Annotated in this window: 27 protein-coding genes; 19 read left to right on the forward strand and 8 right to left on the reverse strand. The window is 66.7% G+C overall.

Annotation, left to right across the window (positions count from 1 at the left end; all coding sequences use genetic code 11):
- Positions 1–87: 87 nt before the first annotated feature.
- From CFB41_RS05400 to CFB41_RS05425, 6 genes are all read right to left on the reverse strand, one after another.
- A complete protein-coding gene (locus tag CFB41_RS05400) occupies positions 88–573 on the reverse strand; it encodes a GNAT family N-acetyltransferase (protein ID WP_089455829.1) in 486 nt (161 codons plus the stop codon).
- Positions 570–845, reverse strand: a complete 276-nt coding sequence (locus CFB41_RS05405) for a hypothetical protein (protein WP_006401288.1) — start codon at positions 843–845, stop codon at positions 570–572. The genes CFB41_RS05400 and CFB41_RS05405 overlap by 4 nt, the downstream gene beginning before the upstream one ends.
- A gap of 39 nt (positions 846–884) precedes the next feature.
- Entirely contained in the window at positions 885–2,183 is a 1,299-nt protein-coding gene (gene glp / locus CFB41_RS05410) for a gephyrin-like molybdotransferase Glp (RefSeq protein ID WP_089455830.1), read from the reverse strand.
- Positions 2,184–2,288: 105 nt separating this feature from the next.
- Positions 2,289–2,906 carry a molybdenum cofactor guanylyltransferase MobA gene (gene mobA / locus CFB41_RS05415; protein ID WP_089455831.1) on the reverse strand — a complete coding sequence of 206 codons (618 nt, stop codon included), beginning with the start codon at positions 2,904–2,906 and terminating at the stop codon, positions 2,289–2,291.
- A 28-nt stretch (positions 2,907–2,934) separates the two neighbouring features.
- Complete coding sequence (gene moaA, locus CFB41_RS05420; RefSeq protein WP_089424839.1) at positions 2,935–4,047, reverse strand: GTP 3',8-cyclase MoaA; 1,113 nt, start codon at positions 4,045–4,047, stop codon at positions 2,935–2,937.
- A 133-nt stretch (positions 4,048–4,180) separates the two neighbouring features.
- Positions 4,181–7,321 carry an Rne/Rng family ribonuclease gene (locus CFB41_RS05425; RefSeq protein ID WP_089455832.1) on the reverse strand — a complete coding sequence of 1,047 codons (3,141 nt, stop codon included), beginning with the start codon at positions 7,319–7,321 and terminating at the stop codon, positions 4,181–4,183.
- Between the two features lie 725 nt (positions 7,322–8,046).
- Here CFB41_RS05425 and CFB41_RS05430 point away from each other — a divergent pair.
- The 4 genes from CFB41_RS05430 to CFB41_RS05445 are packed head-to-tail and all read left to right on the forward strand — an operon-like array spanning position 8,047 to position 11,119.
- Positions 8,047–9,051: an RluA family pseudouridine synthase gene (locus CFB41_RS05430; RefSeq protein ID WP_039348433.1), complete on the forward strand. Its 1,005-nt coding sequence runs from the start codon at positions 8,047–8,049 to the stop codon at positions 9,049–9,051.
- Between the two features lie 5 nt (positions 9,052–9,056).
- The gene (locus CFB41_RS05435) at positions 9,057–9,716 is read left to right on the forward strand and encodes an HAD-IA family hydrolase (RefSeq protein WP_089439537.1); all 660 of its coding nucleotides are present in this window, start codon (positions 9,057–9,059) and stop codon (positions 9,714–9,716) included.
- Complete coding sequence (locus tag CFB41_RS05440; protein WP_089455833.1) at positions 9,713–10,114, forward strand: Rieske 2Fe-2S domain-containing protein; 402 nt, start codon at positions 9,713–9,715, stop codon at positions 10,112–10,114. The genes CFB41_RS05435 and CFB41_RS05440 overlap by 4 nt, the downstream gene beginning before the upstream one ends.
- Positions 10,115–10,126: 12 nt before the next feature.
- Positions 10,127–11,119 (forward strand): S49 family peptidase, encoded by a 993-nt coding sequence (locus CFB41_RS05445; RefSeq protein ID WP_089439539.1) that lies wholly within the window; start codon positions 10,127–10,129, stop codon positions 11,117–11,119.
- A gap of 63 nt (positions 11,120–11,182) precedes the next feature.
- Here the strand turns inward: CFB41_RS05445 and CFB41_RS05450 are convergent, their stop codons facing one another.
- Together CFB41_RS05450 and CFB41_RS05455 are read right to left on the reverse strand one after the other, a co-directional pair.
- Positions 11,183–11,905, reverse strand: a complete 723-nt coding sequence (locus CFB41_RS05450; RefSeq protein ID WP_089455834.1) for an SAM-dependent methyltransferase — start codon at positions 11,903–11,905, stop codon at positions 11,183–11,185.
- Entirely contained in the window at positions 11,902–12,534 is a 633-nt protein-coding gene (locus CFB41_RS05455) for a Maf-like protein (RefSeq protein ID WP_089455835.1), read from the reverse strand. The genes CFB41_RS05450 and CFB41_RS05455 overlap by 4 nt, the downstream gene beginning before the upstream one ends.
- Positions 12,535–12,764: 230 nt before the next feature.
- Between CFB41_RS05455 and CFB41_RS05460 the strand changes: the two genes are divergently transcribed.
- The 15 genes from CFB41_RS05460 to lepA all read left to right on the forward strand — a co-directional run bounded on the left by CFB41_RS05460 (position 12,765) and on the right by lepA (position 26,131).
- Positions 12,765–13,400: a DUF177 domain-containing protein gene (locus tag CFB41_RS05460; protein ID WP_089455836.1), complete on the forward strand. Its 636-nt coding sequence runs from the start codon at positions 12,765–12,767 to the stop codon at positions 13,398–13,400.
- A gap of 98 nt (positions 13,401–13,498) precedes the next feature.
- The gene (rpmF, locus tag CFB41_RS05465; protein ID WP_006051932.1) at positions 13,499–13,678 is read left to right on the forward strand and encodes a 50S ribosomal protein L32; all 180 of its coding nucleotides are present in this window, start codon (positions 13,499–13,501) and stop codon (positions 13,676–13,678) included.
- A gap of 129 nt (positions 13,679–13,807) precedes the next feature.
- Positions 13,808–14,914: a phosphate acyltransferase PlsX gene (gene plsX, locus CFB41_RS05470; RefSeq protein ID WP_089439543.1), complete on the forward strand. Its 1,107-nt coding sequence runs from the start codon at positions 13,808–13,810 to the stop codon at positions 14,912–14,914.
- Complete coding sequence (locus tag CFB41_RS05475) at positions 14,915–15,904, forward strand: beta-ketoacyl-ACP synthase III (protein ID WP_089455837.1); 990 nt, start codon at positions 14,915–14,917, stop codon at positions 15,902–15,904.
- An 83-nt stretch (positions 15,905–15,987) separates the two neighbouring features.
- On the forward strand, positions 15,988–16,920 hold the full coding sequence (gene fabD, locus CFB41_RS05480; RefSeq protein ID WP_059695440.1) for an ACP S-malonyltransferase: 933 nt from the start codon (positions 15,988–15,990) through the stop codon (positions 16,918–16,920).
- Positions 16,921–16,956: 36 nt separating this feature from the next.
- Complete coding sequence (fabG, locus tag CFB41_RS05485; RefSeq protein WP_006476504.1) at positions 16,957–17,706, forward strand: 3-oxoacyl-ACP reductase FabG; 750 nt, start codon at positions 16,957–16,959, stop codon at positions 17,704–17,706.
- A 144-nt stretch (positions 17,707–17,850) separates the two neighbouring features.
- Positions 17,851–18,090, forward strand: a complete 240-nt coding sequence (gene acpP / locus CFB41_RS05490) for an acyl carrier protein (RefSeq protein ID WP_004197638.1) — start codon at positions 17,851–17,853, stop codon at positions 18,088–18,090.
- 164 nt (positions 18,091–18,254) lie between these two features.
- On the forward strand, positions 18,255–19,487 hold the full coding sequence (gene fabF, locus CFB41_RS05495) for a beta-ketoacyl-ACP synthase II (protein ID WP_089439545.1): 1,233 nt from the start codon (positions 18,255–18,257) through the stop codon (positions 19,485–19,487).
- A 12-nt stretch (positions 19,488–19,499) separates the two neighbouring features.
- Positions 19,500–19,955: a hypothetical protein gene (locus CFB41_RS05500; RefSeq protein ID WP_089455838.1), complete on the forward strand. Its 456-nt coding sequence runs from the start codon at positions 19,500–19,502 to the stop codon at positions 19,953–19,955.
- Positions 19,956–20,046: 91 nt separating this feature from the next.
- The gene (rpoE, locus tag CFB41_RS05505) at positions 20,047–20,646 is read left to right on the forward strand and encodes an RNA polymerase sigma factor RpoE (protein WP_006490873.1); all 600 of its coding nucleotides are present in this window, start codon (positions 20,047–20,049) and stop codon (positions 20,644–20,646) included.
- Between the two features lie 86 nt (positions 20,647–20,732).
- Entirely contained in the window at positions 20,733–21,350 is a 618-nt protein-coding gene (locus CFB41_RS05510) for a sigma-E factor negative regulatory protein (protein WP_089424851.1), read from the forward strand.
- Positions 21,351–21,355: 5 nt separating this feature from the next.
- The gene (locus CFB41_RS05515) at positions 21,356–22,408 is read left to right on the forward strand and encodes a MucB/RseB C-terminal domain-containing protein (RefSeq protein ID WP_089439548.1); all 1,053 of its coding nucleotides are present in this window, start codon (positions 21,356–21,358) and stop codon (positions 22,406–22,408) included.
- A 16-nt stretch (positions 22,409–22,424) separates the two neighbouring features.
- On the forward strand, positions 22,425–23,927 hold the full coding sequence (locus tag CFB41_RS05520; RefSeq protein WP_089455839.1) for a DegQ family serine endoprotease: 1,503 nt from the start codon (positions 22,425–22,427) through the stop codon (positions 23,925–23,927).
- A 7-nt stretch (positions 23,928–23,934) separates the two neighbouring features.
- Positions 23,935–24,177, forward strand: a complete 243-nt coding sequence (locus CFB41_RS05525) for a glutaredoxin family protein (RefSeq protein WP_089455840.1) — start codon at positions 23,935–23,937, stop codon at positions 24,175–24,177.
- 160 nt (positions 24,178–24,337) lie between these two features.
- The gene (gene lepA / locus CFB41_RS05530) at positions 24,338–26,131 is read left to right on the forward strand and encodes a translation elongation factor 4 (protein ID WP_089455841.1); all 1,794 of its coding nucleotides are present in this window, start codon (positions 24,338–24,340) and stop codon (positions 26,129–26,131) included.
- Positions 26,132–26,135 lie beyond the last annotated feature (4 nt).

Raw genomic sequence — 26,135 nt, forward strand, 5'->3', positions numbered from 1 at the left:
ACATGGCCGACATCGGCAGGAAAGCAAAAACGGGCGCCGCGGCGCCCGTTTTCTTTTGACGCGATGGCCGGCGTGGCCGGCTCGCCGTCAATGCCCGGCGAGCGTATCCAGTGCGTCGCCCGTGACACGAACGATGCGCCAGTCGGGCAGCACGGTTGCGCCCATCTTTTCGTAGAAATCGATCGCCGGCTGGTTCCAGTCGAGGACCGACCATTCGAAGCGTCCGCAACGGCGCTCGACGGCCAGGGCGGCGAGGTGGCGCAGCATCGCGGTGCCGAGGCCCGTGCAGCGCTGCGACGGCTGCACGTACAGGTCCTCGAGATAGAGGCCGCGACGGCCGAGGAACGTCGAATAATTGTGGAAGAACAGCGCATACGCGACGATCGCGCCGTCGTGCTCGGCCACCCTTGCCTCGGCGGCGGGGTGCTCGCCGAACAGCGCGTCGGCGAGATCGGCCTCGGTCGCGACGAACAGGTGCGCGAGCTTCTCGAACTCGGCCAGTTCGCGCATCAGCGCGAGGATCGCGCCGACGTCGCCTGCCTGGGCCGCGCGGATCAGCGGTGCGCCGCTCACGCTTCTTCCGGCGGGTCGGACAGCACGATCTCGATGCCGCCGAAGCGCGATGCGACCCAGTTGTACGCGTGGCATGCGATCCACAGCAGCACGAAGCCGAGGATGGCGTTCAGCAGCAGCGCGCTCAGGATCGTGCTCAGTTCGACCATCCCGTAGCGGACGTAGGCGACGAGAATGCCGAGCAGCACGATCGGGACGCTGAACGTCAGGTAGACGAGGATCAGCGCTTTTGCGGTCTGCCCCGCGGCGATCGACGAAATTTGTTTCTTCATGTGCGGATTGCCCCCGTAGAGATATACCGATAGTGGAATTCAGATCAGGCCGTCGAGCGGCAGGATGTCGACCGGGGTGCCCGCGTCGACTGCCGCGGTATCGTGGCCCAGGACGATGAAACAGTTGGCGGCCGAAAGGCCGCTCAGCGACGCGGAACTCTGCGAGCCGGCCGGCGCGACGTGCCAGCGGCCGTCGGCGGCGCGCGTCGCGATGCCGCGCAGGTAGTCGGTGCGGCCCGGGCGGGTCTTCAGCGCTTGCGTGCTGAGTGCGGTATGCATCGCCGGCGGCTGCGCTTGCGCGCCGGCCAGCGTCAGCAGCGCGGGGCGCACGATCGCGTAGAACGTCACGGCAGACGCGACCGGATTGCCGGGCAGCCCGAAGAACAGCGTGTGACCGGCGCCGTCGGCGGCGCGTGCGAGCGTGCCGCATGCGAGCGGCCGGCCTGGGCGCAGCGCGAGGCTGGCGAACGTCACGTCGCCGAGCCGTGCCATGACGTCGCGCGTGAAGTCGGCTTCGCCGCCCGATACGCCCCCCGACGTGATCACCGCGTCGGCCTGCGCGGCGACCGCGCTGCGCAAGGCGGCTTCGAGCGCGGCCGGGTCGTCACGGACGATCCCGAGATCGACCGCGTCGACATGCAGCCTTTCGAGCATCGCGATCAGCATCCCGCGGTTGCTGTCATACAGTGCGCCAGGGCTGAGCGGCTCGCCGGGCTCGCGCAGTTCGTCGCCGGTGGAGAACACGGCGACGCGCACGCGCCGGCGCACCGAAACGTCGGTAATGCCGAACGACGCGAGCAGGCCGAGATCGGACGGCCGCAGGATGCGGCCGGCGGCAAGTGCGCACGCGCCGCGCGCGAGATCCTCGCCGGCCTTGCGGCAGTTCGCGCCGCGCGCGATGTCGTGGGCGGCGAAGTGGATCGTGTCGCCGTCGACGTGCACGCGTTCCTGCGGAATCACCGTGTCGCAGCCGGCCGGCATCGGCGCGCCTGTCATGATGCGCACGCATGATCCGGCCGCCGCGGTGCCGTCGAACGGATGGCCGGCGAGCGCGGTGCCGGTGACCGCCAGCGTGACCTCCGCTTGCGGCGATGCGTGCGTGCCCATACTGCCGTCGAACGCATAGCCGTCCATCGCCGAGTTGTCGTACGCGGGAATGTCGAACGGGGCGTTCACGTCGGCCGCGAGCACGCGGTCGAGTGCATCGCGCAGCGTCACCGTGTCACACGCGTCGACCGGCACCGCGAAGCGGCACGCGAGCGCCTGCGCGTCGGCAAGCGACAGCGGGCCCTCGGAATCGGGTGCGGTTCGGGGGGCGGGCGAGGATTGCGTGATCATCAGTCGGACTGCGCCGCAAGGCGTATCGGGTTCGTGGCCGGTGGCGCGAGGAGGGTGCCTGGGCGCGGGTTGCGCGGGCGGCGGGCGGGAACCGCACGGGTGCCGTCAGCGGCGGGCCAGCGCGGCGAGTTCCTGCCAGGAGTTGGCATTGTAAAACGCACGCTCGTCGTGAAACTCGACTTCGACCGTCTTGTGGCGTGCGTACCACGCACGCACCTTGCGGTCGCCGGCGGCGAGCCGGGCGGCGAGATCGTCGGCCAGCGACGTGCGCAGCAGCGCGAACGTCGGCTGCGGCGAGCGCACGTGTTGCGCGTCGACGGTCACCGCCATGGCGATGTCGGCCTGCCGCGCGTCGAGCGCCGCCTGCAACCGTGCGACAAGGTCGGCCGGCAGATAGGGTGTATCGCATGGCGAGCACGCGACGAGCGGCGCGCGTGCCGCCCGCATGCCGGCAAGCAGGCCCGCGAGCGGGCCGGGGAAGTCGGGTGTTTCGTCCGCGACGATGCGCGCGTCGAATGGCGCACCGAGTTCGGCGTAGCGATCGGCATGGCGATTCGCGCTGATCAGCGTCTCGTCGACCTGCGGCGAGAGCCGGCGCAGCACGTGCAGCGCGAGCGGCGTACCGTCGAGCAACTGCAGGCCCTTGTCGACGCCGTCCATGCGTGTGGCACGTCCGCCTGCGAGCAGCAGGCCGGCGATCGAGGGAGAGACGGAAGCGGGCATGGTAAACGGGCGGGATGGGCAGCGTGCGTCAGCCGCCGATATACGACATCTCGACCCGCTTGCCGGCGCCGTCGGGCACGGCGTCGGCCGACGCGCTGCCGCGCAGCTGCGAATAACGGTCGGTGCGGGCCTGCCAGATGCGGGCGATCGCGGTCGCGATCTCGGCATCGCTCGCGCCGCCGCGCACGAGCGCGCGCAGGTCGTGGCCGGTCGACGCGAACAGGCACAGGTACAGCTTGCCTTCAGTCGACAGCCGCGCGCGCGTGCAGTCGCCGCAGAAGGCCTGCGTGACGCTGGAAATCACGCCGATCTCGCCGCCGCCGTCCGCATAACCCCAGCGCTGCGCGGTTTCTGCCGCCGTGTGCGGATCGAGCGGCACAAGCGGGAAGTGTTCGGCGATTCGTGCGATGACGTCGGCCGATGGCAGCACCTCGGTCATGTTCCAGCCGTTCGACGTGCCGACGTCCATGTATTCGATGAAGCGCAGGATGACGCCGGTGCCGCGGAAACGCTCGGCCATCGGCAGGATCTCGCTGTCGTTGGTGCCGCGCTTCACGACCATGTTGACCTTGACCGGCGCGAGACCCACGGCCTGGGCCGCGAAGATGCCGTCGAGCACGTCGGCGCTCGCGAACTCGGCATCGTTCATGCGCTTGAACAACGTATCGTCGAGCGCATCGAGGCTGACCGTCACGCGCGTGAGCCCGGCGTCCTTCAGCGCGCGCGCCTTGCGGGCGAGCAGCGAACCGTTGGTCGTGAGCGTCAGGTCGAGCGGGCGGCCGTCGTGCGTGGTCAGGCGGGCGAGGCGCTCGATCAGGAATTCGAGATTCTTGCGCAGCAGCGGCTCGCCGCCCGTGATGCGGATCTTCTCGACGCCGTGTGCGACAAAGAGTCGCGCCACGCGTTCGATTTCCTCGTGCGTGAGCAGCGCGCTGTGCGGCAGGAACGGGTAGTCCTTGTCGAAGACGGCGCGCGGCATGCAATACACGCAGCGGAAGTTGCAGCGATCCGTCACCGAAATGCGCAGGTCGCGCAGCGGCCTGGCGAACGTGTCGGCCAGCGTGCCGTCCGGGGCGTGCGCGACGCCGGAGACGTCCGGCATCCCGCTGACGTCGGCGAGAGGAATGATGCGTCGGGACATGTTGAAAGAAGTGCGAACCAGACCTCTATTTTAGCCGTAAGCGGCGGACGGGTCCGGTGGGCGGGGAAACCCGCAGCGCGGACATGAAAAAGCCCGCCGGAGGCGGGCTTTTCCTGGTCGGACGATGCGTCGATCAGTGTTGCGTCGTTTCGACCTGCTGCATCGGGGCCGTATCGACCGGCGGAAGCGCCTTGCGTTCGCGCGGCACGCGAGCCGGACGCGGGAGGCGCGACGCGGCTTCCTGCGCAGCGGCGAACTTGTCGGCGTCCGTGTTCACCCAGACGAGACCAGCCTGCTCCAGCACGGTATCCAGGCTCGCCGAAGCGGGCGCGGCTGCCGGTTGGGCGGAGGCCGGAGTCGGGGCCGGTGCCGGTGCGGCGACGGCCTCGACCGGCGCAGCTTCGACATGGGCCGGCTCCGCAGCCACCGGAGCGGCTTCGGTCGTCACGGCCGGTGCGGCTTGCTCGACGGGGGCCGGCTGCGGCGCCTCGACGGCGGCAGGTGCTGCCGGCACTTCGAACGCGTCGGTCGGCGAGACCGCGACCGGAGCCGGACCGGCTTCCGTATCGACGGCCGGTGCGGCCGGTGCCGGTTCTGCTGCCTGGGCGGCCACTGCTGCTTCGACCGGCGCTGCTTCGACGTGTACCGGTGCCGGCTGCGGCTCGACAGCGGCCGGTGCTGCCGGTTCGGCATGGTGCTCGACCACGGCTTCGGCGACGACTGCGCTTGCCGCGGCGGCTGCCACGACGACTGCCGGTGCGGCCGGGTGGGCCGGTTCGGCAGCAGCCGGTGCTTCCGGCGTCACGGCTTGCACCGTCACTTCGCCTTCTGCGCCTTGCTCGGCGTGGTCGACGACTGCACCGTCTTCCTCGCGCTCGCGACGACCGCCGCGGCGGCCGCGACGGCGGCGGCGACGCTCCTCGCCATCACGCGCGCCGGCTTCCGCATCGGCTGCCAGCTCGGCGCCGGGCAGGGCTTCCGCGACGGCCTTGTCGGCTTCCGGTTCCGGATGGGTTTCGCCACGGGTCACGGTTTCCAGCGTGGCCGCATGCTGCGTCGGCTTGCGGCGCTCGCCGCGCTCGCGACGTTCCTGGCGTTCGCCACGACCGGCTGCTTCGACGCCTTCCGGCTGCTCGACACGCTCGCGCGGTTCGCGGTTCTCACGCGGTTCGCGCGGCTCACGGCTTTCACGCGGCTCGCGGCCTTCGCGCGGGCTACGGCCCTCGCGACCTTCGCGGTTCTCGCGACCTTCACGCGGTTCACGACCCTCGCGCGGTTCGCGGCCTTCACGCGGCTCACGACCCTCACGCGGTTCGCGCACTTCCTTGGCTTCGCGCTCCTGGCGTTGCGACTGGCCACGGCCTGCCGCGACCTGGTCGCGGCCGCCTTGTGCCTGCTGGGCGCCGCCGCGACGGTTGCGGTTGCGATCGCCGCCGCGTTCGCCGCGTTGCTCGGACTTCTCGGCGCGTTCGCCGCGAGCCGGACGGGCTGCCTGCTCCTTCGCCGGGGCCGGAGCAACCGGTGCGGGTGCGGGCGCCGGCGATACGCCGAACAGACCCTTCAGCCAGCCGATGAAGCCGCCGGTTGCCGGCGCGACAGGCGCGGGCGCTGCAACGGGTTCGACCGGGCGCTGCGGTGCCGGGCTCGGGGCCGGACGCTCGGGCGTGATGCCCTTGACCGCGGCTTCCTGCTTCGGCTTCACTTCCGCCGCGCGCTTGCTGTAGCCGGTTTCCGACTCGAGTTCGCGGGCGGCTTCCTCGGCCATCTTCCAGGACGCGCGCGGGTCGTCGAGACGTGCATCGTCGTGGCGCAGGCGCTCGAGCTTGTAGTGCGGCGTATCGAGGTGCTTGTTCGGGATCAGCACGATGCCGACCTTGAAGCGCGACTCGATCTTGTTGATTTCCTGACGCTTTTCGTTGAGCAGGAAGGCGGTCACCTCGACCGGCACCTGGCAGTGGATCGCCGCGGTGTTTTCCTTCATCGCTTCTTCCTGAATGATCCGCAGAACCTGCAGCGCGGACGATTCGGTATCGCGAATGTGACCGGTGCCGTTACAACGCGGGCAGGTCACGTGGCTGCCTTCCGACAGGGCCGGACGCAGGCGCTGGCGCGACAGTTCCATCAGGCCGAAGCGGGAGATCTTGCCCATCTGGACGCGCGCGCGGTCATGCTTGAGCGCGTCTTTCAGGCGCTGCTCGACTTCGCGCTGGCTCTTCGCCGATTCCATGTCGATGAAATCGATCACGATCAGGCCGCCGAGGTCGCGCAGGCGGAGCTGGCGGGCGACTTCGTCGGCCGCTTCGAGGTTCGTGCGGGTCGCCGTTTCCTCGATGTCCGCGCCCTTGGTCGCCCGCGCCGAGTTCACGTCGATCGCGACGAGCGCTTCGGTGTGGTCGATCACGATCGCGCCACCCGACGGCAGCGGCACCGTGCGCGAGTACGCGGTTTCGATCTGGTGTTCGATCTGGAAGCGGGAGAACAGCGGCACGTCGTCGTGGTAGCGCTTCACCTTCGCGACGTTGTCCGGCATCACGATGTCCATGAATGCGCGGGCCTGATCGTGGATTTCGTTCGTGTCGATCAGGATTTCGCCGATGTCGGGCTGGAAATAGTCCCGGATCGCGCGGATCACGAGGCTCGATTCCAGATAGATCAGCATCGGCTGGCCGGGGTTGCCGCTTTGCGACGCCGCTTCGATCGCACGCCACAGTTGCAGCAGGTAGTTCAGGTCCCACTGCAGTTCCTCGGCGCTGCGGCCGATGCCCGCGGTACGGGCGATCATGCTCATGCCGTCCGGGATCTGCAGTTGCGCCATCGTCTCACGCAGTTCCTGACGCTCGTCGCCTTCGATCCGGCGCGACACGCCACCACCGCGCGGATTGTTCGGCATCAGCACCAGGTAGCGGCCGGCGAGCGAGATGAACGTGGTGAGGGCAGCGCCCTTGTTGCCGCGCTCTTCCTTCTCGACCTGGACGATCAGTTCCTGGCCTTCGCGCAGGGCATCCTGGATGCGCGCGGAGCGCATGTCGATGCCTTCCTTGAAGTACTGGCGGGCGACTTCCTTGAACGGCAGGAAGCCGTGGCGGTCTTCGCCGTAGTTGACGAAGCACGCTTCGAGCGACGGCTCGATACGGGTGATGACACCTTTGTAGATATTGCCTTTGCGCTGTTCGCGCCCGGCTGTCTCGATGTCGATGTCGATGAGCTTCTGCCCATCGACGATGGCGACGCGCAGCTCCTCCTGCTGCGTCGCATTGAACAGCATGCGTTTCATGAACGACTCCAGGCGGCTCTGCTGGCGGCGCCTCGCGGTTGTCAGTCGCGAGGGCGGGAACGACGGCAGGCCGCGCCTTGTTGTGTTGTCACGAGCACGCTGGAGCGGGAACGATGGCGGGGAGAATTGCCTGAAGAGGCGCTTGGGCCCGAAAGACGGGGCCGGCGGCCATAGGGCACCTGCGAACACGGCTTCAAAGCACGGCGTCCACACACCGCACGCTGTCAAAGCGCGCTAAGCCTGAGGCCTGGCACTGCCGCGGGGCGCGTCGTCGTGCGACGCGCGTGCCAACGGGCGGCAGATGCTGCGGCTCGGGCCGCAGCGGGGAGTATCGAATCCAGCCCGACTTTCCCGCCTGGGGTGTACTTCCCTGGTTTGACGTCGCCAGGCTCCGCACGCTTCGCGGAGCCAAATCGGGCGCAACGCCGTAATTTTCGCAACCGGCAGCCTGCGCGGACGCACTTCGCGCCGTCGGGCTGCCGATCAAATTCTTTTCAACCAACTTTCCGTTACCGCGGCGCCTTGCCGACCGAATCCGCCTGTGGGCGCGATCCTTGCCGACGGGCGGCGCCGTGCGTGCAACTTGCTGCATCTCTTTGATTAGGGGCGAGCAGCAGACCCCCGGCGCAAGTAAAATAACGGTTTGCGCTTGCGCCTTGCCCGGTTGGTCCGGGCCGGCCGGTGAGGCCGCCCGCAACGTCAGGCTGGGCAAAATTATATTCAGTATGAACGAGTTAGGCAAAATATCCCAGAATTCGGTCGCAAGCGGCCAGGTATCGATGATCGAGATCGACGAAAACTCGGCCGGTCAGCGTATCGACAACTTCCTGTTGCGCGTCTGTAAAGGCGTGCCGAAAAGCCATATTTACCGGATCCTGCGCAGCGGCGAAGTGCGCGTGAACAAGGGCCGGGTCGATGCGCAGTACCGGCTCGCATTCGGCGACATCGTCCGCGTGCCGCCCGTGCGCGTGGCCGCCGCCGACCTCGCGCGTGCCGAAGCCACCATCGTGCCGCCCGCGCACTTCGACGTGCTGTTCGAGGACGACGCGATGCTCGTCATCAACAAGCCGGCCGGGGTGGCGGTCCACGGCGGCAGCGGCGTCGCGTTCGGCGTGATCGAGCAGATGCGCCAGGCGCGCCCGCGCGCGAAATTCCTCGAACTCGTGCACCGGCTCGACCGCGAGACGTCCGGGATCCTGATGCTCGCGAAGAAGCGCACGGCGCTGGTGGGCCTGCACGAACAGATTCGCGAGAACAAGATGGACAAGCGCTACTTCGCGTGCGTCCATGGTGAATGGCAGTCGGACTGGGGGCGTCGCCGCGCGGTGAAGGCGCCGCTGTTCAAGTATTCGACCCCGGAAGGGGAGCGCCGCGTGCGGGTGCAGGACGACGGGCTGCCGTCGCATACGGTGTTCAATCTCGTCGACCTGTGGCCCGAGTACGCGCTTCTCGAAGCGGAACTCAAAACGGGTCGGACCCATCAGATCCGGGTGCACCTCGCGCATCTCGGCCTGCCGATCGCCGGCGACGCCAAGTATGGCGATTTCGCACTGAACAAGGCGCTGGCGCGCGCGAATGCGCAGCCGTCGTTGAAACGGATGTTCCTGCATGCTTACCGGCTGCGGCTCGCCCACCCGCTGACCGGCGAGGCACTGCAGTTCGATGCGCCGCTGCCGGACGAATGCCGGCGCTTCCTCGATCAACTCAGCGCACTGCGCGATACCGCCTGAACCGCATGGCTCGACAGCAATTTGACCTGATCGTCTTCGACTGGGACGGCACGCTGATGGATTCGACTGCGCACATCGCGCACAGCATCCAGGCCGCATGCCGCGATCTCGGCTTGCCCACGCCGTCCGACGAGGCGTCACGCTACGTGATCGGCCTCGGCTTGCGCGATGCGCTGCAGATTACGGCTCCGACCCTCGATCCGTCCGACTATTCGCGGCTCGCCGAGCGCTACCGTTATCACTATCTGCTCGACGACCAGCGCATCGAATTGTTCGCCGGGGTGCGCGAGTTGCTCGCCGAGCTGCGCGACACGGGCTATCTGCTCGCCGTTGCAACCGGCAAGGGTCGGGTCGGGTTGAACCGCGTGCTCGACCAGTCGAAGCTGACGAGCCTGTTCGATGCGACGCGCTGCGCCGACGAAACCTTCTCGAAACCGCATCCGGCGATGCTGCACGAACTGTCCCGGGAATTGGGGCAGGACCTGGCGCGCACCGTGATGATCGGCGACACGACCCACGACTTGCAGATGGCCGCGAGTGCCGGGGCCGCCGGCGTCGGCGTCGCCTATGGCGCGCACACGGCCGACGCACTGGCCGCGCTCGCGCCGCGCTTCGTCGCGCCGGACGTCGGCGCGCTGGCCGCGTGGCTGCGGGAGCACGCATGAGCGCGGCGCCGGATGCCGTGCGCGTGTGCGCATCGGAGGCGCTGGCAGACGGCGGCGCCGGCGTGCGCGTCGATGCGACGCTGCGCGGCGAGCAGGCCGTCGTGTTCTTCGTGCGCTACGAAGGCCAGGCATACGGTTACCTGAATCGCTGCGCGCATGTCCCGATGGAGCTCGACTGGGCCGAAGGGCAGTTCTTCGAATCCTCGGGCCTCTACCTGATGTGCGCGACGCATGGCGCGATCTACGAGCCGAACACCGGCAAGTGCGTCGGCGGCCCGTGCCGCGGCGGCCGCCTGCGGCCGGTCGAGGTCGACGAGCGCGACACGTCCGACGGGCGTGCGGTATTCTGGGTGCCCGACGCCGACCTGCGTCCCGCCGTTCCCGCCACGACCGACTAACGACAATCCTGCATGGCCGACCAACCGAATTCCCCGGATTCTTCCTCCCGTCCCGATAGCCGTGAACCGAACTGGGAGCGTGCCGCGCTCGAGCGGATCGCGCTCGCGGCCGTCAAGGAGCAGCGCGCGGCGCGGCGCTGGAAGATCTTCTTCCGCTTCGCGTTCCTCGCCGTATTCGTGCTGTTCGCGTTCGCGCTGATCGATTTCTCGAGCGATTCGAAGTTCTCGTCGAGCGGGCGGCATACGGCGCTCGTGACGATCGACGGCGAGATCGCGGCCGGCGTCAACGCAAACGCCGACGACATCAACACGGCGCTCGACGCCGCGTTCGACGACGACGGCACGGTCGGTGTCGTGCTGCGGATCAACAGCCCGGGCGGCAGTCCGGTGCAGGCCGGGATGGTCTACGACGAGATCCGCCGGCTGCGCGCGAAGCATCCGGATAAACCGTTGTATGTCGTCGTGACCGACATGTGCGCATCGGGCGGCTATTACATCGCGTCCGCGGCTGACAAGATCTTCGTCGACAAGGCGAGCATCGTCGGGTCGATCGGCGTGCTGATGGACGGGTTCGGCTTTACCGGGCTGATGGGCAAGCTCGGCGTCGAGCGGCGCCTGCATACGTCGGGTGAAAACAAGGGCTTCTACGACCCGTTCTCGCCGGAAACGCCGAAGATGGACGCGCATGCGCAGGCATTGCTCGACCAGGTGCACGCGCAGTTCATCAAGGCCGTGAAGGATGGCCGCGGCAAGCGGCTGCACGAGACGCCCGACATGTTCTCGGGGCTGTTCTGGACCGGCGAAAAGAGCGTCGAGCTCGGGCTGGCGGATGGTTACGGCACGACCGACACGGTCGCGCGCGACGTGCTGAAGGCGCCGGATCTCGTCGACTATACGGTGAAGGAAAGCCTGACGAACCGCGTCGCGCGCAAGTTCGGCGCGGCCGTCGGCGGCGCCGCGATGAAGGCGCTGACGGCCGGCGGCGCGTCGGTCAGCCTGCGCTGACCGGAGGCAGGCGGGCCGCGATGGCCCGCCGTTCATCTGGCTCTGGCGGATCGCCTGCCGCGTTCAGTTCGCCAGCAGCAGGAAGATCGCAGGGCGCTTGTGCAGATTCGGCGCAGGCGCCTTTTTCCAGTCCGCGACGGTACGGCTCGCGATCGTCTCGGTCGCGAGGGTCAAGTCGGCCGCGACGCAGATCTGCGTCGACGGTGCGCAGGTCGCGACGAGCGTGTCGAGCATCGCCTGATTCCGGTACGGCGTTTCGATGAAGATCTGCGTCTGGCGCGCCTTGCGTGACAGTTGTTCGAGTTCGCGGAGGCGTTTGGCGCGCGCGGCCGCGTCGACCGGCAGGTAGCCGTTGAACGCGAAGCTCTGGCCGTTCAGGCCCGATGCCATCAGCGCAAGCAGGATCGAACTCGGCCCGACGAGCGGCACCACCTTCACGCCGCGCTCGTGCGCGCGGCGCACCAGCAACGCACCGGGATCGGCGACGGCCGGGCAGCCGGCTTCGGACACGAGGCCGGCGTCCGCACCGGCCAGTATGGGCGCGAGGAGGCGATCGATGGCGCCGGCCGGCGTGTTGACGTTCAGTTCGCTGATCTCGATTTCCTGGATCGGGCGCGTCGTGCCGATCTTCTTCAGAAATGCACGCGTCGTCTTCGCGTTCTCGCCGATGTAGTAGCCGAGCGTGCCGGCGCGCGCCTGCACGGCCGCGGGCAGGACCGCCGCGAGCATCGATTCGTCGCCTTCGCCGAGCGTGTTCGGGACGAGGTAAAGCGTGCCGGCGGTCATGCGCGGTCTCCACGGGTGGTTGCAAACAACGGATAGTCGGCGGCGCGTAGCATGCGCGTGAGCGCGATCAGCGGCAGGCCGACGAGCGCGGTCGGATCGTTCGAGTCGATCGCGTCGAGCAGCGCGATGCCGAGCCCTTCGGACTTCGCGCTGCCGGCGACGTCGTACGGCGTTTCGGTGCGCAGGTACGCATCGAGTTCGGCCTCGGGCAGCGAGCGGAAGCGCACGTGCGTGACGACGTCCTCGACCTGCGCTTCGCCCGTCCGGCTGTCGTACAGGCAGAGCGCGCTGTGGAATTCGACTTCGCGGCCCTGCATCGACACGAGTTGCGCGAGCGCGCGCTCATGGGTGCCGGGCTTGCCGATCTGGAGCCCGTCGAAGGTCGCGACCTGATCCGACCCGATCACGAGCACGCCGTCGGGCGCGTCGATCGTCGCGGCGACGGCGCGCGCTTTCGCGCCGGCGAGCCGCAGGGCGGTCGCGGCCGGCGTTTCGCCGTCATGCGGGGTTTCGTCGAGGTCTGGCGACACGACGTCGAAGGGGAGGCCGAGGCGCTCGAGGAGCGCGCGGCGGTAGCGTGAACTGGAGGCAAGAATCAGCCGCGGCGGGCGGCAAACGGTATCCGGCATGGTCGGTTGGATCGGTGAGTCGTCAGGTGTTGGGCGGCGTTGCGCGGACGCAAGCTTAAGTGATTGACCGCAAAAGGTAAAACAGGTATGCTTTCCCGCTTTTCGTCGGCAGGCTTCCGTTGTGGTGGCGCCTGTCGGGTCTTCGGAAGTAAAGTACGTCATCCGTGGATGAGCCGTACGCGAGCGGTACCAAGCCGGATTCGCAAGTCAGCCTGTAGGCAGGAGCGCATATGAACACTTCTTCTGGCAAACCGGCTGCGGCGCTTGATCCGCATGCAATCGACCTGTTCGAGTTCGCCCGCAGCGGGCGGCAGGCAGCGGGTGCGGTGCGCCTCTCGCAACTGCCGCGCATGTTAAACGAAGTGCCCGCGGACGCGCCAGATCGCGACACGGTCTTCACATGGCAGGCGGAAGGGTTCACCCAGAAGGAGTTGCAGGACGACGGCGCCGATGGGCAGCAGCCGTATCTGCGCCTTGCGGTGCACGGCGATGCGTGGCTCACGTGCCAGCGCTGCATGACCCCGTACGACCAGACGTTCGACGTCGACATGACGTACCGGGTCGTCGCGACCGAAGAAGAAGCTGAAGAATTTCCGCTCGACGACGATGAAGCCGATGTGATCGTGGGCTCACGCCAGTTCGATCTCGTCGACTTGATCGAAGAGGAATTGCTGCTTTCGTTGCCGCTCGTGCCCAAGCACGAGGTTTGCCCGGCAGTTCACGAAAGCCTCGTGTCGGGTGCGAGCGGTCCCGCGGCAGAGGCGGACGAAGAGTCCGACGAAGCCGGGGACGAAGGCAAACGGCCGAATCCGTTCGCAGCGCTGGAAGCGCTGAAGAAGGACGGTGACGGCACCAAGAAACACTAAGCAGTTGTGGCGCGGGAAGGCGTAAAGGCTTTGGGCCAGGGTAGTTAAGCGCCGGATCGGGCTGTGTTAGAATCCGGAAAATTATTTAGGAGTTAGTCATGGCAGTCCAGCAAAACAAGAAGTCGCCGTCGAAGCGCGGCATGCATCGTTCGCACGATTTCCTGACGGCAGCGCCGCTGGCAGTCGAGCCGAGCACGGGTGAAGTGCATCTGCGTCACCACGTCAGCCCGAACGGCTACTACCGCGGCAAGAAAGTCGTCAAGACGAAGAACGACTAAGCGTCAAGTCACGCGTTGCGCGCTACGCTTGCCGTTCGCGTGACAACTGGTTCGCTTGACACTTTCCTGGCTCAACAAAAAGGCGGCATTCAACTGCCGCTTTTTTGTGCCTGAAATTCGTCGCATTCCATGACCGTAAAGCTCACAATCGATTGCATGGGAGGCGACCACGGCCCGTCCGTGACCGTTCCCGCGGCAGTCAAGTTCGTCCGCGCGCATCCCGATGCGCACCTGATGCTCGTCGGCATCGAAAGCGCGATCCGCGCTCAGCTGAAAAAGCTGAAAGCCCTCGACGATCCCGCGCTGACCATCGTTCCCGCCACCGAAGTCGTGGCGATGGACGACCCTGTCGAAGTGGCGCTGCGAAAGAAGAAGGATTCTTCGATGCGCGTCGCACTCAACCACGTCAAGGAAGGCGCGGCGCAGGCCTGCATCTCCGCCGGCAATACCGGCGCGCTGATGGCCGTTTCCCGTTACGTACTCAAGACGCTGCCCGGCATCGAGCGGCCCGCGATCGCGTTCGCACTGCCGAACCCGACCGGCTACACGATGATGCTGGACCTCGGCGCGAACGTCGACTGCGAGCCGCAGCACCTGCTGCAGTTCGCGGAAATGGGGCACGCACTCGTGGCGGCGCTCGAAGGCAAGGAGCGTCCGACGATCGGCCTGCTGAACATCGGCGAAGAGGTGATCAAGGGCAACGAGACGATCAAGCGCGCAGGCGAACTGCTGCGCGCCAGCACGCTCAATTTCCGCGGTAACGTCGAAGGCAACGACATCTACAAGGGCACGGTCGACGTGATCGTGTGCGACGGCTTCGTCGGCAACGTCGCGCTGAAGACGTCCGAGGGGCTCGCGCAGATGCTGTCGGACATCATCCGCGAGGAGTTCGGTCGTTCGCTGATGTCGAAGCTGATGGCGCTGCTCGCACTGCCTGTCCTGATGCGTTTCAAGAAGCGCGTCGACCACCGCCAGTACAATGGCGCGGCGCTGCTGGGGCTGAAAAGCCTCGTGATCAAGAGCCACGGTTCGGCCGATGCCTACGCGTTTGAGTGGGCGATCAAACGCGGGTATGATGCCGTCAAAAACGGCGTGCTGGAGCGCCTCACGCGCGCGATGGCGGATAATTCAGTGTCGCTCGGCGAAGGCGAGCACGACGCGGGCGGTGCGGGCCATGCAAGCCCCGCCGCAGGCCATCACGCCGAACCTCCCGCTGCGCAATCCTCTAAAGCATAAATGGCCCAATCGACTCTCTATTCCCGCGTGCTCGGCACGGGCAGCTACCTGCCGCCTGACCGCGTCACGAACCAGCAGTTGACCGATCGCCTTGCGAAGGAAGGCATCGAGACGAGCGATGAATGGATCGTTGCGCGCACGGGTATCCATGCGCGCCATTTCGCCGCACCCGACGTCACGACCAGCGATCTCGCGCTCGAGGCGTCGCGTCGCGCGATCGAAGCCGCCGGCATCGATCCGCAGTCGATCGACCTGATCATCGTCGCGACTTCGACCCCCGATTTCGTGTTTCCGAGCACCGCGTGCCTGCTGCAGAACAAGCTCGGCATCAAGAACGGCGGCGCGGCATTCGACGTGCAGGCCGTGTGTTCGGGCTTCGCGTATGCGATGGCGACGGCCGACAGCTTCATCCGCAGCGGCCAGCACCGCACGGCGCTCGTCGTCGGCGCGGAGACGTTCTCGCGCATTCTCGACTTCAAGGACCGCACGACCTGCGTGCTGTTCGGCGACGGCGCGGGCGCGGTGATCCTGTCCGCGTCGGAAGAGCCGGGCGTGCTCGGCAGCGCGCTGCACGCGGACGGCAGCTATTCGCACATCCTCTGCACGCCGGGCAACGTCAATCGCGGCGTGATCGAAGGCAGCGCGTTCCTGTACATGGACGGGCAGGCCGTGTTCAAGCTCGCGGTCAACGTGCTCGAGAAGGTCGCGATCGAGGCGCTCGCGAAGGCGAATCTCGCGCCCGAGCAGATCGACTGGCTGATTCCGCACCAGGCCAACATCCGCATCATGACCAGCACCTGCCGCAAGCTCGGCCTGCCGCAGGAGCGCATGGTCGTGACGGTCGACCAGCACGGCAACACGTCGGCCGCGTCGATCCCGCTGGCGCTCGATACCGCGGTGCGCGGCGGTCGCATCCATCGCGGCCAGCACGTGCTGATCGAAGGCGTCGGCGGCGGCTTCACCTGGGGCGCGTCGGTCTTCCGCTACTGATCCGCGGCGCGCGACGGCTGCGCGCGGATCCCATCGGCGCGCCATTCGCGCGCGCCGTCCGAATCGATTCAATTGGGGACGATATGAAATTTGCATTCGTATTTCCGGGGCAGGGCTCGCAGGCGGTCGGCATGCTCAACGCATTCGCCGATCTGGCCGTCGTGCGCGAGACGCTCCAGGAAGCGTCCGATGCACTCAATCAGGATCTCGGCAAGCTGATCGCCGAAGGCCCGGCCGAAGAGCTGAACCTCACCACCAACACGCAGCCCGTGATGCTGACCGCAGCCTATGCGTGCTACCGCGCGTGGCAGCAGGCGGGCGGCCCGGCGCCGTCGATCGTCGCCGGCCACAGCCTCGGTGAATACACGGCGCTCGTCGCTGCAGGCGCGCTCGCGTTCAAGGACGCGGTGCCGCTCGTGCGCTTCCGTGCGCAGGCGATGCAGACGGCCGTGCCGGTCGGCCAGGGCGGCATGGCCGCGATCCTCGGCCTCGATGACGACACGGTGCGCGCGGTCTGCGCCGAAGCCGCGGAAGCGGGCGTCGTCGAAGCGGTGAACTTCAATGCCCCCGCGCAGGTCGTTATCGCAGGCAACAAGGCCGCGGTCGAAAAGGCCTGCGAGATCGCGAAGGCGAAGGGCGCGAAGCGCGCACTGCCGCTGCCGGTGTCGGCGCCGTTCCATTCGTCGCTGCTCAAGCCGGCATCGGATCAACTGCGCGACTATCTTGCGAACGTCGACGTCAAGGCGCCGCAGATTCCGGTCGTCAACAACATCGACGTCGCCGTGGTCAGCGATCCGGCTGCGATCAAGGATGCACTGGTGCGCCAGGCCGCGGGCCCGGTGCGCTGGGTCGAGTGCGTGCAGCACATCGCCGGCACGGGCGTCACGCACGTGATCGAATGCGGTCCGGGCAAGGTGCTCGCCGGCCTGACGAAGCGCATCGACGGCAACCTGACGGGCGCGTCGGTATTCGATCCGGCTTCGCTCGACGAAGCGCTCAAGCTGGTGACCGCCTGACGCGGCGCCTTTTCTCAAGAGACGGATATTCGATTCATGGACAAGACTCTCGATAAACAGGTTGCGATCGTCACCGGCGCATCGCGCGGCATCGGCCGTTCGATCGCGCTCGAGCTCGCGCGCCTGGGTGCGACGGTGATCGGCACGGCGACGAGCGAATCGGGCGCCGCTGCGATTACCGCGGCGTTCGCGGAAGCGGGCGTCACGGGCCGCGGTGCGGTGCTGAACGTCAACGACGCGGCAGCCGCCGAGGCGCTGATCGACGCGACCGTGAAGGAATTCGGCGCGCTGAACGTGCTCGTCAACAACGCGGGCATCACGCAGGATCAGCTCGCGATGCGCATGAAGGACGAGGACTGGGACGCGGTGATCGACACCAACCTGAAGTCGGTGTTCCGCCTGTCGCGCGCCGTGCTGCGCCCGATGATGAAGGCGCGTGGTGGCCGCATCATCAACATCACGTCGGTGGTCGGCTCGGCCGGCAACCCGGGTCAGGTCAACTACGCGGCTGCGAAGGCCGGCGTGGCGGGCATGACGCGTGCGCTTGCGCGTGAAATCGGCAGCCGCGGCATCACCGTGAACTGCGTGGCGCCGGGCTTCATCGACACCGACATGACGAAGACGCTGCCGGAAGAACAGCAGGCCGCGCTCAAGACCCAGATTCCGCTCGGCCGCCTCGGCAGCCCGGAAGACATCGCCCATGCCGTCGCGTTCCTTGCATCGCCGCAAGCCGGTTACATCACCGGTACGACGCTGCACGTGAACGGCGGCATGTACATGTCGTAACGATTTTCGTTTACCATCCGCGCCGTATCCCGTTTTTCAGGCGGATCGGCGCTTGATCGACCATCAAGCCAACGCGCGTTTTGGCGTCAGCAAACCTGATAAAATGCGCGCACTTGTAAATCTGAACTTTCCCTCGGAGGGGTAATGGACAACATCGAACAACGTGTCAAGAAGATCGTCGCTGAACAACTGGGCGTCGCGGAAGCCGAGATCAAGAACGAAGCTTCGTTCGTGAACGACCTGGGCGCCGACTCGCTCGACACGGTCGAACTGGTGATGGCTCTGGAAGACGAGTTCGGCATGGAAATCCCGGACGAAGAAGCAGAGAAGATCACGACCGTTCAGCAAGCGATCGACTACGCTCGCGCAAACGTCAAGGCGTAAGCGTCTTTCGCGCTTGTCCGCCTCGTCGCCGCGATCTTCGCGATTGACGCGCCATCCTGCCGGCTTCGCGCCGGACGGACTAACAGCCACAGGGCTCGCAGGGCTGGTTCCTGTGGCCACTGTGGCTTTTGTTTTTGTCATCCAATAATGGAAAAGAGGTTACCGTGAGCCGCCGTCGTGTTGTTGTTACAGGCCTGGGGCTGATTTCGCCTGTTGGCAATAATGTTGCCGACGGCTGGGCCAATCTCGTCGCCGGCAAGTCCGGTATCGCCACCGTCACGAAGTTCGATGCGTCGAACCTCGCCTGCCATTTCGCGGGCGAAGTGAAGGGTTTCAGCGCCGAGGAGTACATCCCGGCGAAGGAAGCCCGGAACATGGATACGTTCATCCATTACGGCATCGCCGCCGGCGTCCAGGCCATCAAGGACAGCGGGCTGGAAGTGAACGAAGCCAATGCGGAACGCATCGGCGTGCTGGTCGGTTCCGGCATCGGCGGCCTGCCGATGATCGAAGATACCCACCAGACCTACGTCGATCGCGGCGCGCGCCGGATTTCGCCGTTCTTCGTGCCGGGTTCGATCATCAACATGATCTCGGGCCACCTGAGCATCATGTTCGGCCTGAAGGGCCCGAACCTCGCGGCCGTGACGGCCTGCACGACCGGCCTGCACAGCATCGGCCTCGCAGCGCGCCTGATCCAGGCCGGCGACGCCGACGTGATGGTTGCGGGCGGCGCCGAATCGACCGTGTCGCCGCTCGGCATCGGCGGTTTCGCGGCAGCGCGTGCGCTGTCGACCCGCAACGACGATCCGGCCAGCGCATCCCGTCCGTGGGACAAGGACCGCGACGGCTTCGTGCTGGGCGAGGGTGCCGGCGTGATGGTGCTCGAGGAGTACGAAGCGGCGAAGGCGCGCGGCGCGAAGATCTACGCGGAAGTCTCGGGCTTCGGCATGACGGGCGACGCGTACCACATGACCGCGCCGAACATGGACGGCCCGCGCCGCTGCATGGTCGCGGCACTGCGCGACGCCGGCGTGAACGCGGACGAGGTCCAGTACCTGAACGCGCACGGCACGTCGACGCCGCTGGGCGACAAGAACGAGTCCGACGCGGTGAAGGCGGCCTTCGGCGAGCATGCGTACAAGATCGTCGTGAACTCGACGAAGTCGATGACGGGCCACCTGCTGGGCGGCGCGGGCGGCCTCGAATCGGTGTTCACGGTGCTGGCGCTGCACAACAACGTGTCGCCGCCGACCATCAACATCTTCAACCAGGACCCGGAGTGCGATCTCGACTACTGCGCGAACACCGCGCGTGACATGAAGATCGACGTTGCCGTGAAGAACAACTTCGGCTTCGGCGGTACCAACGGCACGCTGGTGTTCAAGCGCGTCTGACGCCGCAATCGCTTGACGAGTCCATTCGACGCTCCGGCCGGGCGCCCGCAACGCTTTGCGTTGCGGGCCTCGGCCGTGTCGTATTTCGTGCTGGCCGTGTTCGTCGCGTCGGCTACCGCGTCGGCCTACCTGTTCTGGGCGCCGCGCGCGGGCGCGGCCGCCGGCGCAGGCGTGACGGCCGCGCTGCTGGCCGTATGCGCTGCGCGGGCCTGTGGCCGCCGGCTGCCGGCCGAGTTGCAGATCGACGCATTCGGGGAAGTCGCGGCGTTTGGCCGCACCGGGCGCCTGCTGGCCCGCGGCCGCGTGACGGGGCATGCGCACTGGAGCAGCCTGCTGCTGGTGCTGTCGGTCGGGCAGGGCGCCCGGCGGGCCCGGCCGCTGCTGATTCCGGCCGATGCGCTCGACGCCGCATCGTTCAGCGCGCTGTCCGTGCTGGCGAGAACGGCGGGCGCGGCGGGGCGGGTTTGACGGCGGCACGGTTACCTACCGTAACCAGCGGCCGGCGCGGGAACGCTACAATAGCGCTCCGCGTTGCATCCCTAGTTAACGGATTTGTCAGGTGAGTGAAAAAGAAATCGATCAGGCTCTGGTCGAGCGCGTACAGAAGGGCGACAAGGCAGCGTTCGAACTCCTGGTCTCCAAATACCACCGCAAGATCATTCGGCTGATTTCGCGCCTCGTGCGGGATCCCGCCGAGGTCGAGGATGTGGCCCAGGACGCGTTCATCAAGGCGTATCGTGCGCTGCCGCAATTCCGCGGCGAGTCGGCGTTCTATACGTGGTTGTACCGAATTGCCGTCAACACGGCGAAGAACTACCTTGCGACGCAAGGCCGCCGGGCGCCGACCTCGACGGAGGCCGATGCGGAGGAAGCGGAAACTTTCTCCGACGCAGACCAACTAAGGGATATCAACACGCCTGAGTCGATGTTGATGAGCAAGCAGATTGCCGAGACGGTCAACGCTGCCATGGCTCTGCTGCCCGAAGAACTGCGCCAGGCAATTACGTTGCGCGAGATCGAGGGCCTGAGCTACGAAGAGATCGCGGAAATGATGGGCTGTCCGATCGGGACGGTCCGGTCGCGGATCTTCCGCGCACGCGAGGCAATCGCTGCCAAATTGCGTCCGCTGCTCGATACGCCCGAAGGCAAGCGCTGGTAAGCGCGACAGGCGGAGCGACGCGGGTCGGGGTCTAGTTACGGTTAGAGTCGTGAAGTCACGACGGGGTGTGCAAGATGGGGAGCATCATGGGGTCGGTCAATACGCAGTCGCAGGCGTGCTCGCGCGGCGAGCGCCTTTCCGCGCTGGTCGACGGCGAAATGTTCGAGGGCCCGGACAACGGGCAGTTTCTGGCTGAGCTCAACCGCGCGGATCGCGCTGCGTGGGCCCATTACCACCTGATCGGCGATGCGCTGCGCTCGGACGAGCTTGCGCTGTCGCCTGCGCTGAGCGTTGCGTTCACTGCGCGCATGTCGGCTGCGCTCGAAAGCGAGCCGCACCTGCTCGCGCCGGCGGCCGCACCCGTCGCGCGCAAGCTGCTATCGCTGCGCCGGCGCGTCGTGCCCGCGTTCGCGGTCGCTGCCGCGGCGGCCACGCTGACGTGGATCGTCGTCCCGCAAATGCAGACGGCCGGGGCCCCGGGCGCCGTCCAGGTCGCATCGGCCGGTGCGCCGCAAGGCGGCAACCTGCAGCGCGTGACGGTTGCGCAGGCATCGGCCCAGCCGGGCCTGCAGGACGTCAACATCATCCGCGACGCCAGCCTCGACCAATATCTTGAAGCGCACCAGCAATTCGCGCAGCAGCCCGTCGTCACGGGTTCGATGCCGCTGATCCGCGCTGCCGTGACCACCACGCCAGGCCAATAAACCCGATGCGGACATTGCAGTTGAATCACGCCATCTCCGGATGGAAGCGGCTGCCGGCCCTCCTGCTTTGCGCAGCCGCCCTGTTGTCCGTTCAATCCCTTCCTGCCAGCGCCCAGCAACCGGACGATCCCGTCGCGACCCGCAAGGGTGCCGCCGACTGGCTCGACCGCGTCCAGCAAGCGGCGCAGCAGCAGAGCTACGAAGGCACGTTCGTCTACCAGCGCGGCGGGTATGTGCAGTCGTCGCGCATCGCGCACGTCGCGTCCCGCGACGGCGAGTTCGAGCGCATCGAGACGCTCGACGGCAAGCCGCGCAAGCTGCTGCGACATAACGACGAGCTGTACACGTTCGTGCCCGAGCGCAAGCTGTGCGTGGTCGAGCGCCGTCAGACGCGCGACTCGTTCCCCGCGCTGCTCGGTGCGAGCGGCGAGCATGTGATGTCCGTCTACGACGCGAAGTTGCTCGGCAAGGACCGCGTGGCAGGGATCGACGCGCAGGTCGTCGAACTCGTGCCGAAGGATGCGTACCGCTTCACGTACAAGCTGTGGGCCGACGCGCGCACGGGGCTGCTGCTGCGCTCGCAGACGCTCGATGCGAACGATCATGTGCTCGAGCAGATCGCGTTCTCGCAACTGCAGACGGGTGGTGCAAGCGGCGACAAGGCCGCGATCGCGGCCGGCATGCGCAACCTGAGCGGCTGGACGGTCGTGCGGCCGCCGGTCGCGACGGTCGACATGGAAGCGCAGGGCTGGCAGCTCGCCCCGAGCGTGGCCGGTTTCCAGAAGATTCGTGAAGTGCGCCGGCCGATGGCCGCGCGCGACGCGGGCGAGCCGCCGATCCCGGTCGATCAGGCCGTCTTCACCGACGGTCTCGCGACGATCTCGGTTTTCATCGAGCCGGCGGAAAAGAATACGCGCAAGGAAGGCGCGGGCAGCACCGGTGCAACGAACGTTCTCGTGAAGCGCCGCGGCGACTACTGGATCACCGTACTCGGAGAAGTGCCGCCGGCTACGTTGCAGCAGTTCGCGTCTGCCATAGAATACAAGGCTTCCAAGTAACGCTACGGCTTCCGACATGATGAAACTCACGCTGCGCAAATGGCTCGCAGCGGCGGCGCTGTCTGCCTGCCTGCCGCTCGTGCCGCATACCGCATTTGCGGTGACGGCTCCCGCTGCCAGTCTGCCCGACTTCGCCGACCTGGTCGAAAAGGTCGGGCCGGCCGTCGTGAACATCCGGACCACCGCCAACGTGCCGACGAGCAGCGGCCCGCGCGGCATGCTCCCGCCGGGCTTCGACAACGGCGACATGTCGGAATTCTTCCGCCGCTTCTTCGGCATTCCGCTGCCGCAGACGCCGGGCAACGGTAGCGGCAATGGCGGCGGCAATCCGAAGAACGCGCCGACGCCGGACAATCCGCCCGACACCGAGCAGAATCGCGGCGTCGGCTCGGGCTTCATCGTGTCGGCCGACGGCTACGTGATGACCAATGCGCACGTCGTCGACGATGCGGACACCATCTACGTGACGCTGACCGACAAGCGCGAATTCAAGGCGAAGCTGATCGGCGTCGACGATCGCACGGACGTCGCGGTCGTCAAGATCCAGGCGTCGAACCTGCCGGTCGTCGCGATCGGCGATTCGAACAAGGTGCGCGTCGGCGAGTGGGTCGTCGCGATCGGTTCGCCGTTCGGCCTCGACAACACGGTCACGGCCGGCATCGTCAGCTCGAAGAGCCGCAATACGGGCGACTACCTGCCGTTCATCCAGACCGACGTCGCCGTGAACCCCGGCAACTCGGGCGGCCCGCTGATCAACATGCAGGGCGAGGTGATCGGCATCAACTCGCAGATCTACAGCCGTACCGGCGGCTTCATGGGCATCTCGTTCGCGATTCCGATCGACGAGGCGATGCGCGTGGCCGACCAGCTGAAGGCGACGGGCAAGGTCACGCGCGGCCGGATCGCGGTGGCGATCGGCGAGGTGACGAAGGACGTGGCCGATTCGATCGGGTTGCCGAAGGCCGAGGGCGCGCTCGTCAGCAGCGTCGAGCCGGGTGGCCCGGCCGACAAGGCGGGCATCCAGCCGGGCGACATCATCCTGAAGTTCAATGGCCGTTCGGTCGATGCGGCGTCGGATCTGCCGCGCATGGTCGGTGACACGAAGCCCGGCACGAAGGCGACGGTCAGCGTATGGCGCAAGGGTCAGGCACGCGATCTGCCGATCACGATCGCGGAAACGCCGGCCGAAACGACCGCAAAGGCCGAGCAGCGCAAGAATGCGCCGCAGAAGCCGCGCCAGACCAATTCGCTCGGTCTGACGGTCAGCGACCTGACGGCGGAGCAGATGAAGACGCTGAAGCTGAAGAACGGCGTGCAGATCGACGGCGTCGACGGCCCGGCCGCCCGGGCGGGGCTGCAGCGCGGCGACATCGTGCTGCGCGTCGGCGACACCGACATCACGAACGCGAAGCAGTTCGCCGACGTGACCGCGCAGCTCGATCCGCAAAAGGCGGTCGCGGTGCTGGTGCGGCGTGGCGACAACACGCAGTTCGTGCCCGTGCGGCCGCGCCAGAAGTAACGCGCCGATGTTCACGCTCTACGGCCGCGGCTGGTGCCACCTGTGCGACGACCTGCGCGACGCACTGGCGCCGGTGGCGGCCGAATTCGGCATCGCGGTCGATTACGTCGACATCGACACGGATCCGACACTCGTTGCCCGCTACGACGTGGATGTGCCCGTACTGCTGCTGGACGGGGCGGAGGTATGCCGCCACCGGTTCGACGACGCGCGGGTGCGCGACGCGCTGGCGGCCCGGCGCCGAGCCTGACCTGCCGCCGGCGAGCGTCGTTTCGCACGGGGCTTGGCCCGGCGTTGGAAATACCGCCCGGCAAAGGCCTTTTCGGCTAAAATAAGCTGTTTTTTCACCGACTTACACAAGGCGTGCTCTGCAGTCGTCGAGCGCGCCTTTTTCGCTTGATCGGCACTGAATGGATCATATTCGCAATTTCTCGATCATCGCGCACATCGACCATGGCAAGTCGACGCTCGCGGATCGCATCATCCAGGTATGCGGCGGCCTCGCCGACCGTGAAATGGAAGCGCAGGTGCTCGACTCGATGGACATCGAGCGCGAGCGCGGCATCACGATCAAGGCGCAGACTGCCGCGCTGTCCTATCGCGCGCGCGACGGCAAGGTCTACAACCTGAACCTGATCGACACGCCGGGGCACGTCGACTTCTCGTACGAAGTCAGCCGTTCGCTGTCCGCGTGCGAAGGCGCACTGCTGGTCGTCGATGCGAGCCAGGGCGTCGAGGCGCAAACCGTCGCGAACTGCTATACGGCGATCGAGCTCGGCGTCGAGGTCGTTCCCGTGCTGAACAAGATCGACCTGCCGGCCGCGAACCCCGAGAACGCGATCGAGGAGATCGAGGACGTGATCGGCATCGACGCGACCGACGCGACGCGTTGCAGCGCGAAGACGGGCCTCGGCGTCGAGGACGTGCTCGAGTCGCTGATCGCGAAGGTGCCGCCGCCGAAGGGCGACCCGGCCGCGCCGCTGCAGGCGCTCATCATCGACTCGTGGTTCGACAACTACGTCGGCGTCGTGATGCTGGTGCGCATCGTCAACGGCACGCTGCGCCCGAAGGACAAAATCAAGATGATGGCGACCGGCGCGCAGTACCCGGTCGAGCACGTTGGCGTGTTCACGCCGAAGTCGCGCAATCTCGAATCGCTGTCGGCAGGGCAGGTGGGCTTCATCATCGCCGGCATCAAGGAGCTGACGGCCGCGAAGGTGGGCGACACCGTCACGCACGCAACCAAGGCCGCCGCCGAGCCGCTGCCGGGCTTCAAGGAAGTGAAGCCGCAGGTGTTCGCGGGGCTGTATCCGGTCGAGGCGAACCAGTACGACGCGCTGCGCGAATCGCTCGAGAAGCTGAAGCTGAACGACGCATCGCTGCAGTACGAGCCGGAAGTGTCGCAGGCGCTCGGTTTCGGTTTCCGTTGCGGCTTCCTCGGGCTGCTGCACATGGAAATCGTGCAGGAGCGGCTCGAGCGCGAGTTCGACATGGATCTCATCACGACCGCACCGACGGTCGTCTACGAGGTCGTGCAGAGCGACGGCTCGACGATCATGGTCGAGAACCCGGCGAAGATGCCGGATCCGGGCCGCATCGCCGAAGTCCGCGAGCCGATCGTCACCGTGAACCTGTACATGCCGCAGGACTACGTGGGCTCGGTGATCACGCTGTGCGAGCAGAAGCGCGGCTCGCAGATCAACATGCAGTATCACGGCCGCCAGGTGCAGCTCACGTACGAGATCCCGATGGCCGAGATCGTGCTCGACTTCTTCGATCGCCTGAAGTCGGTGTCGCGCGGCTATGCGTCGATGGACTACGAGTTCAAGGAATACCGTTCGTCGGACGTCGTGAAGGTCGACATGCTGATCAACGGCGACAAGGTCGATGCGCTGTCGATCATCGTGCACCGTTCGCAGTCGCAATATCGCGGCCGTGAAGTAGCGGCAAAGATGCGCGAGATCATTCCGCGCCAGATGTACGACGTGGCGATCCAGGCCGCGATCGGCGCGCACATCGTCGCGCGCGAGAACATCAAGGCGCTGCGCAAGAACGTGCTCGCGAAGTGCTACGGCGGCGACATCTCGCGAAAGAAGAAGCTGCTCGAGAAGCAGAAAGAAGGTAAGAAACGCATGAAGCAGGTGGGTTCGGTCGAGATCCCGCAGGAAGCGTTCCTCGCGATCTTGCGCGTCGAAGACAAATAACAGG

It is taken from the genome of Burkholderia sp. AU33803, from assembly GCF_002223095.1.
GTDB lineage: Bacteria > Pseudomonadota > Gammaproteobacteria > Burkholderiales > Burkholderiaceae > Burkholderia.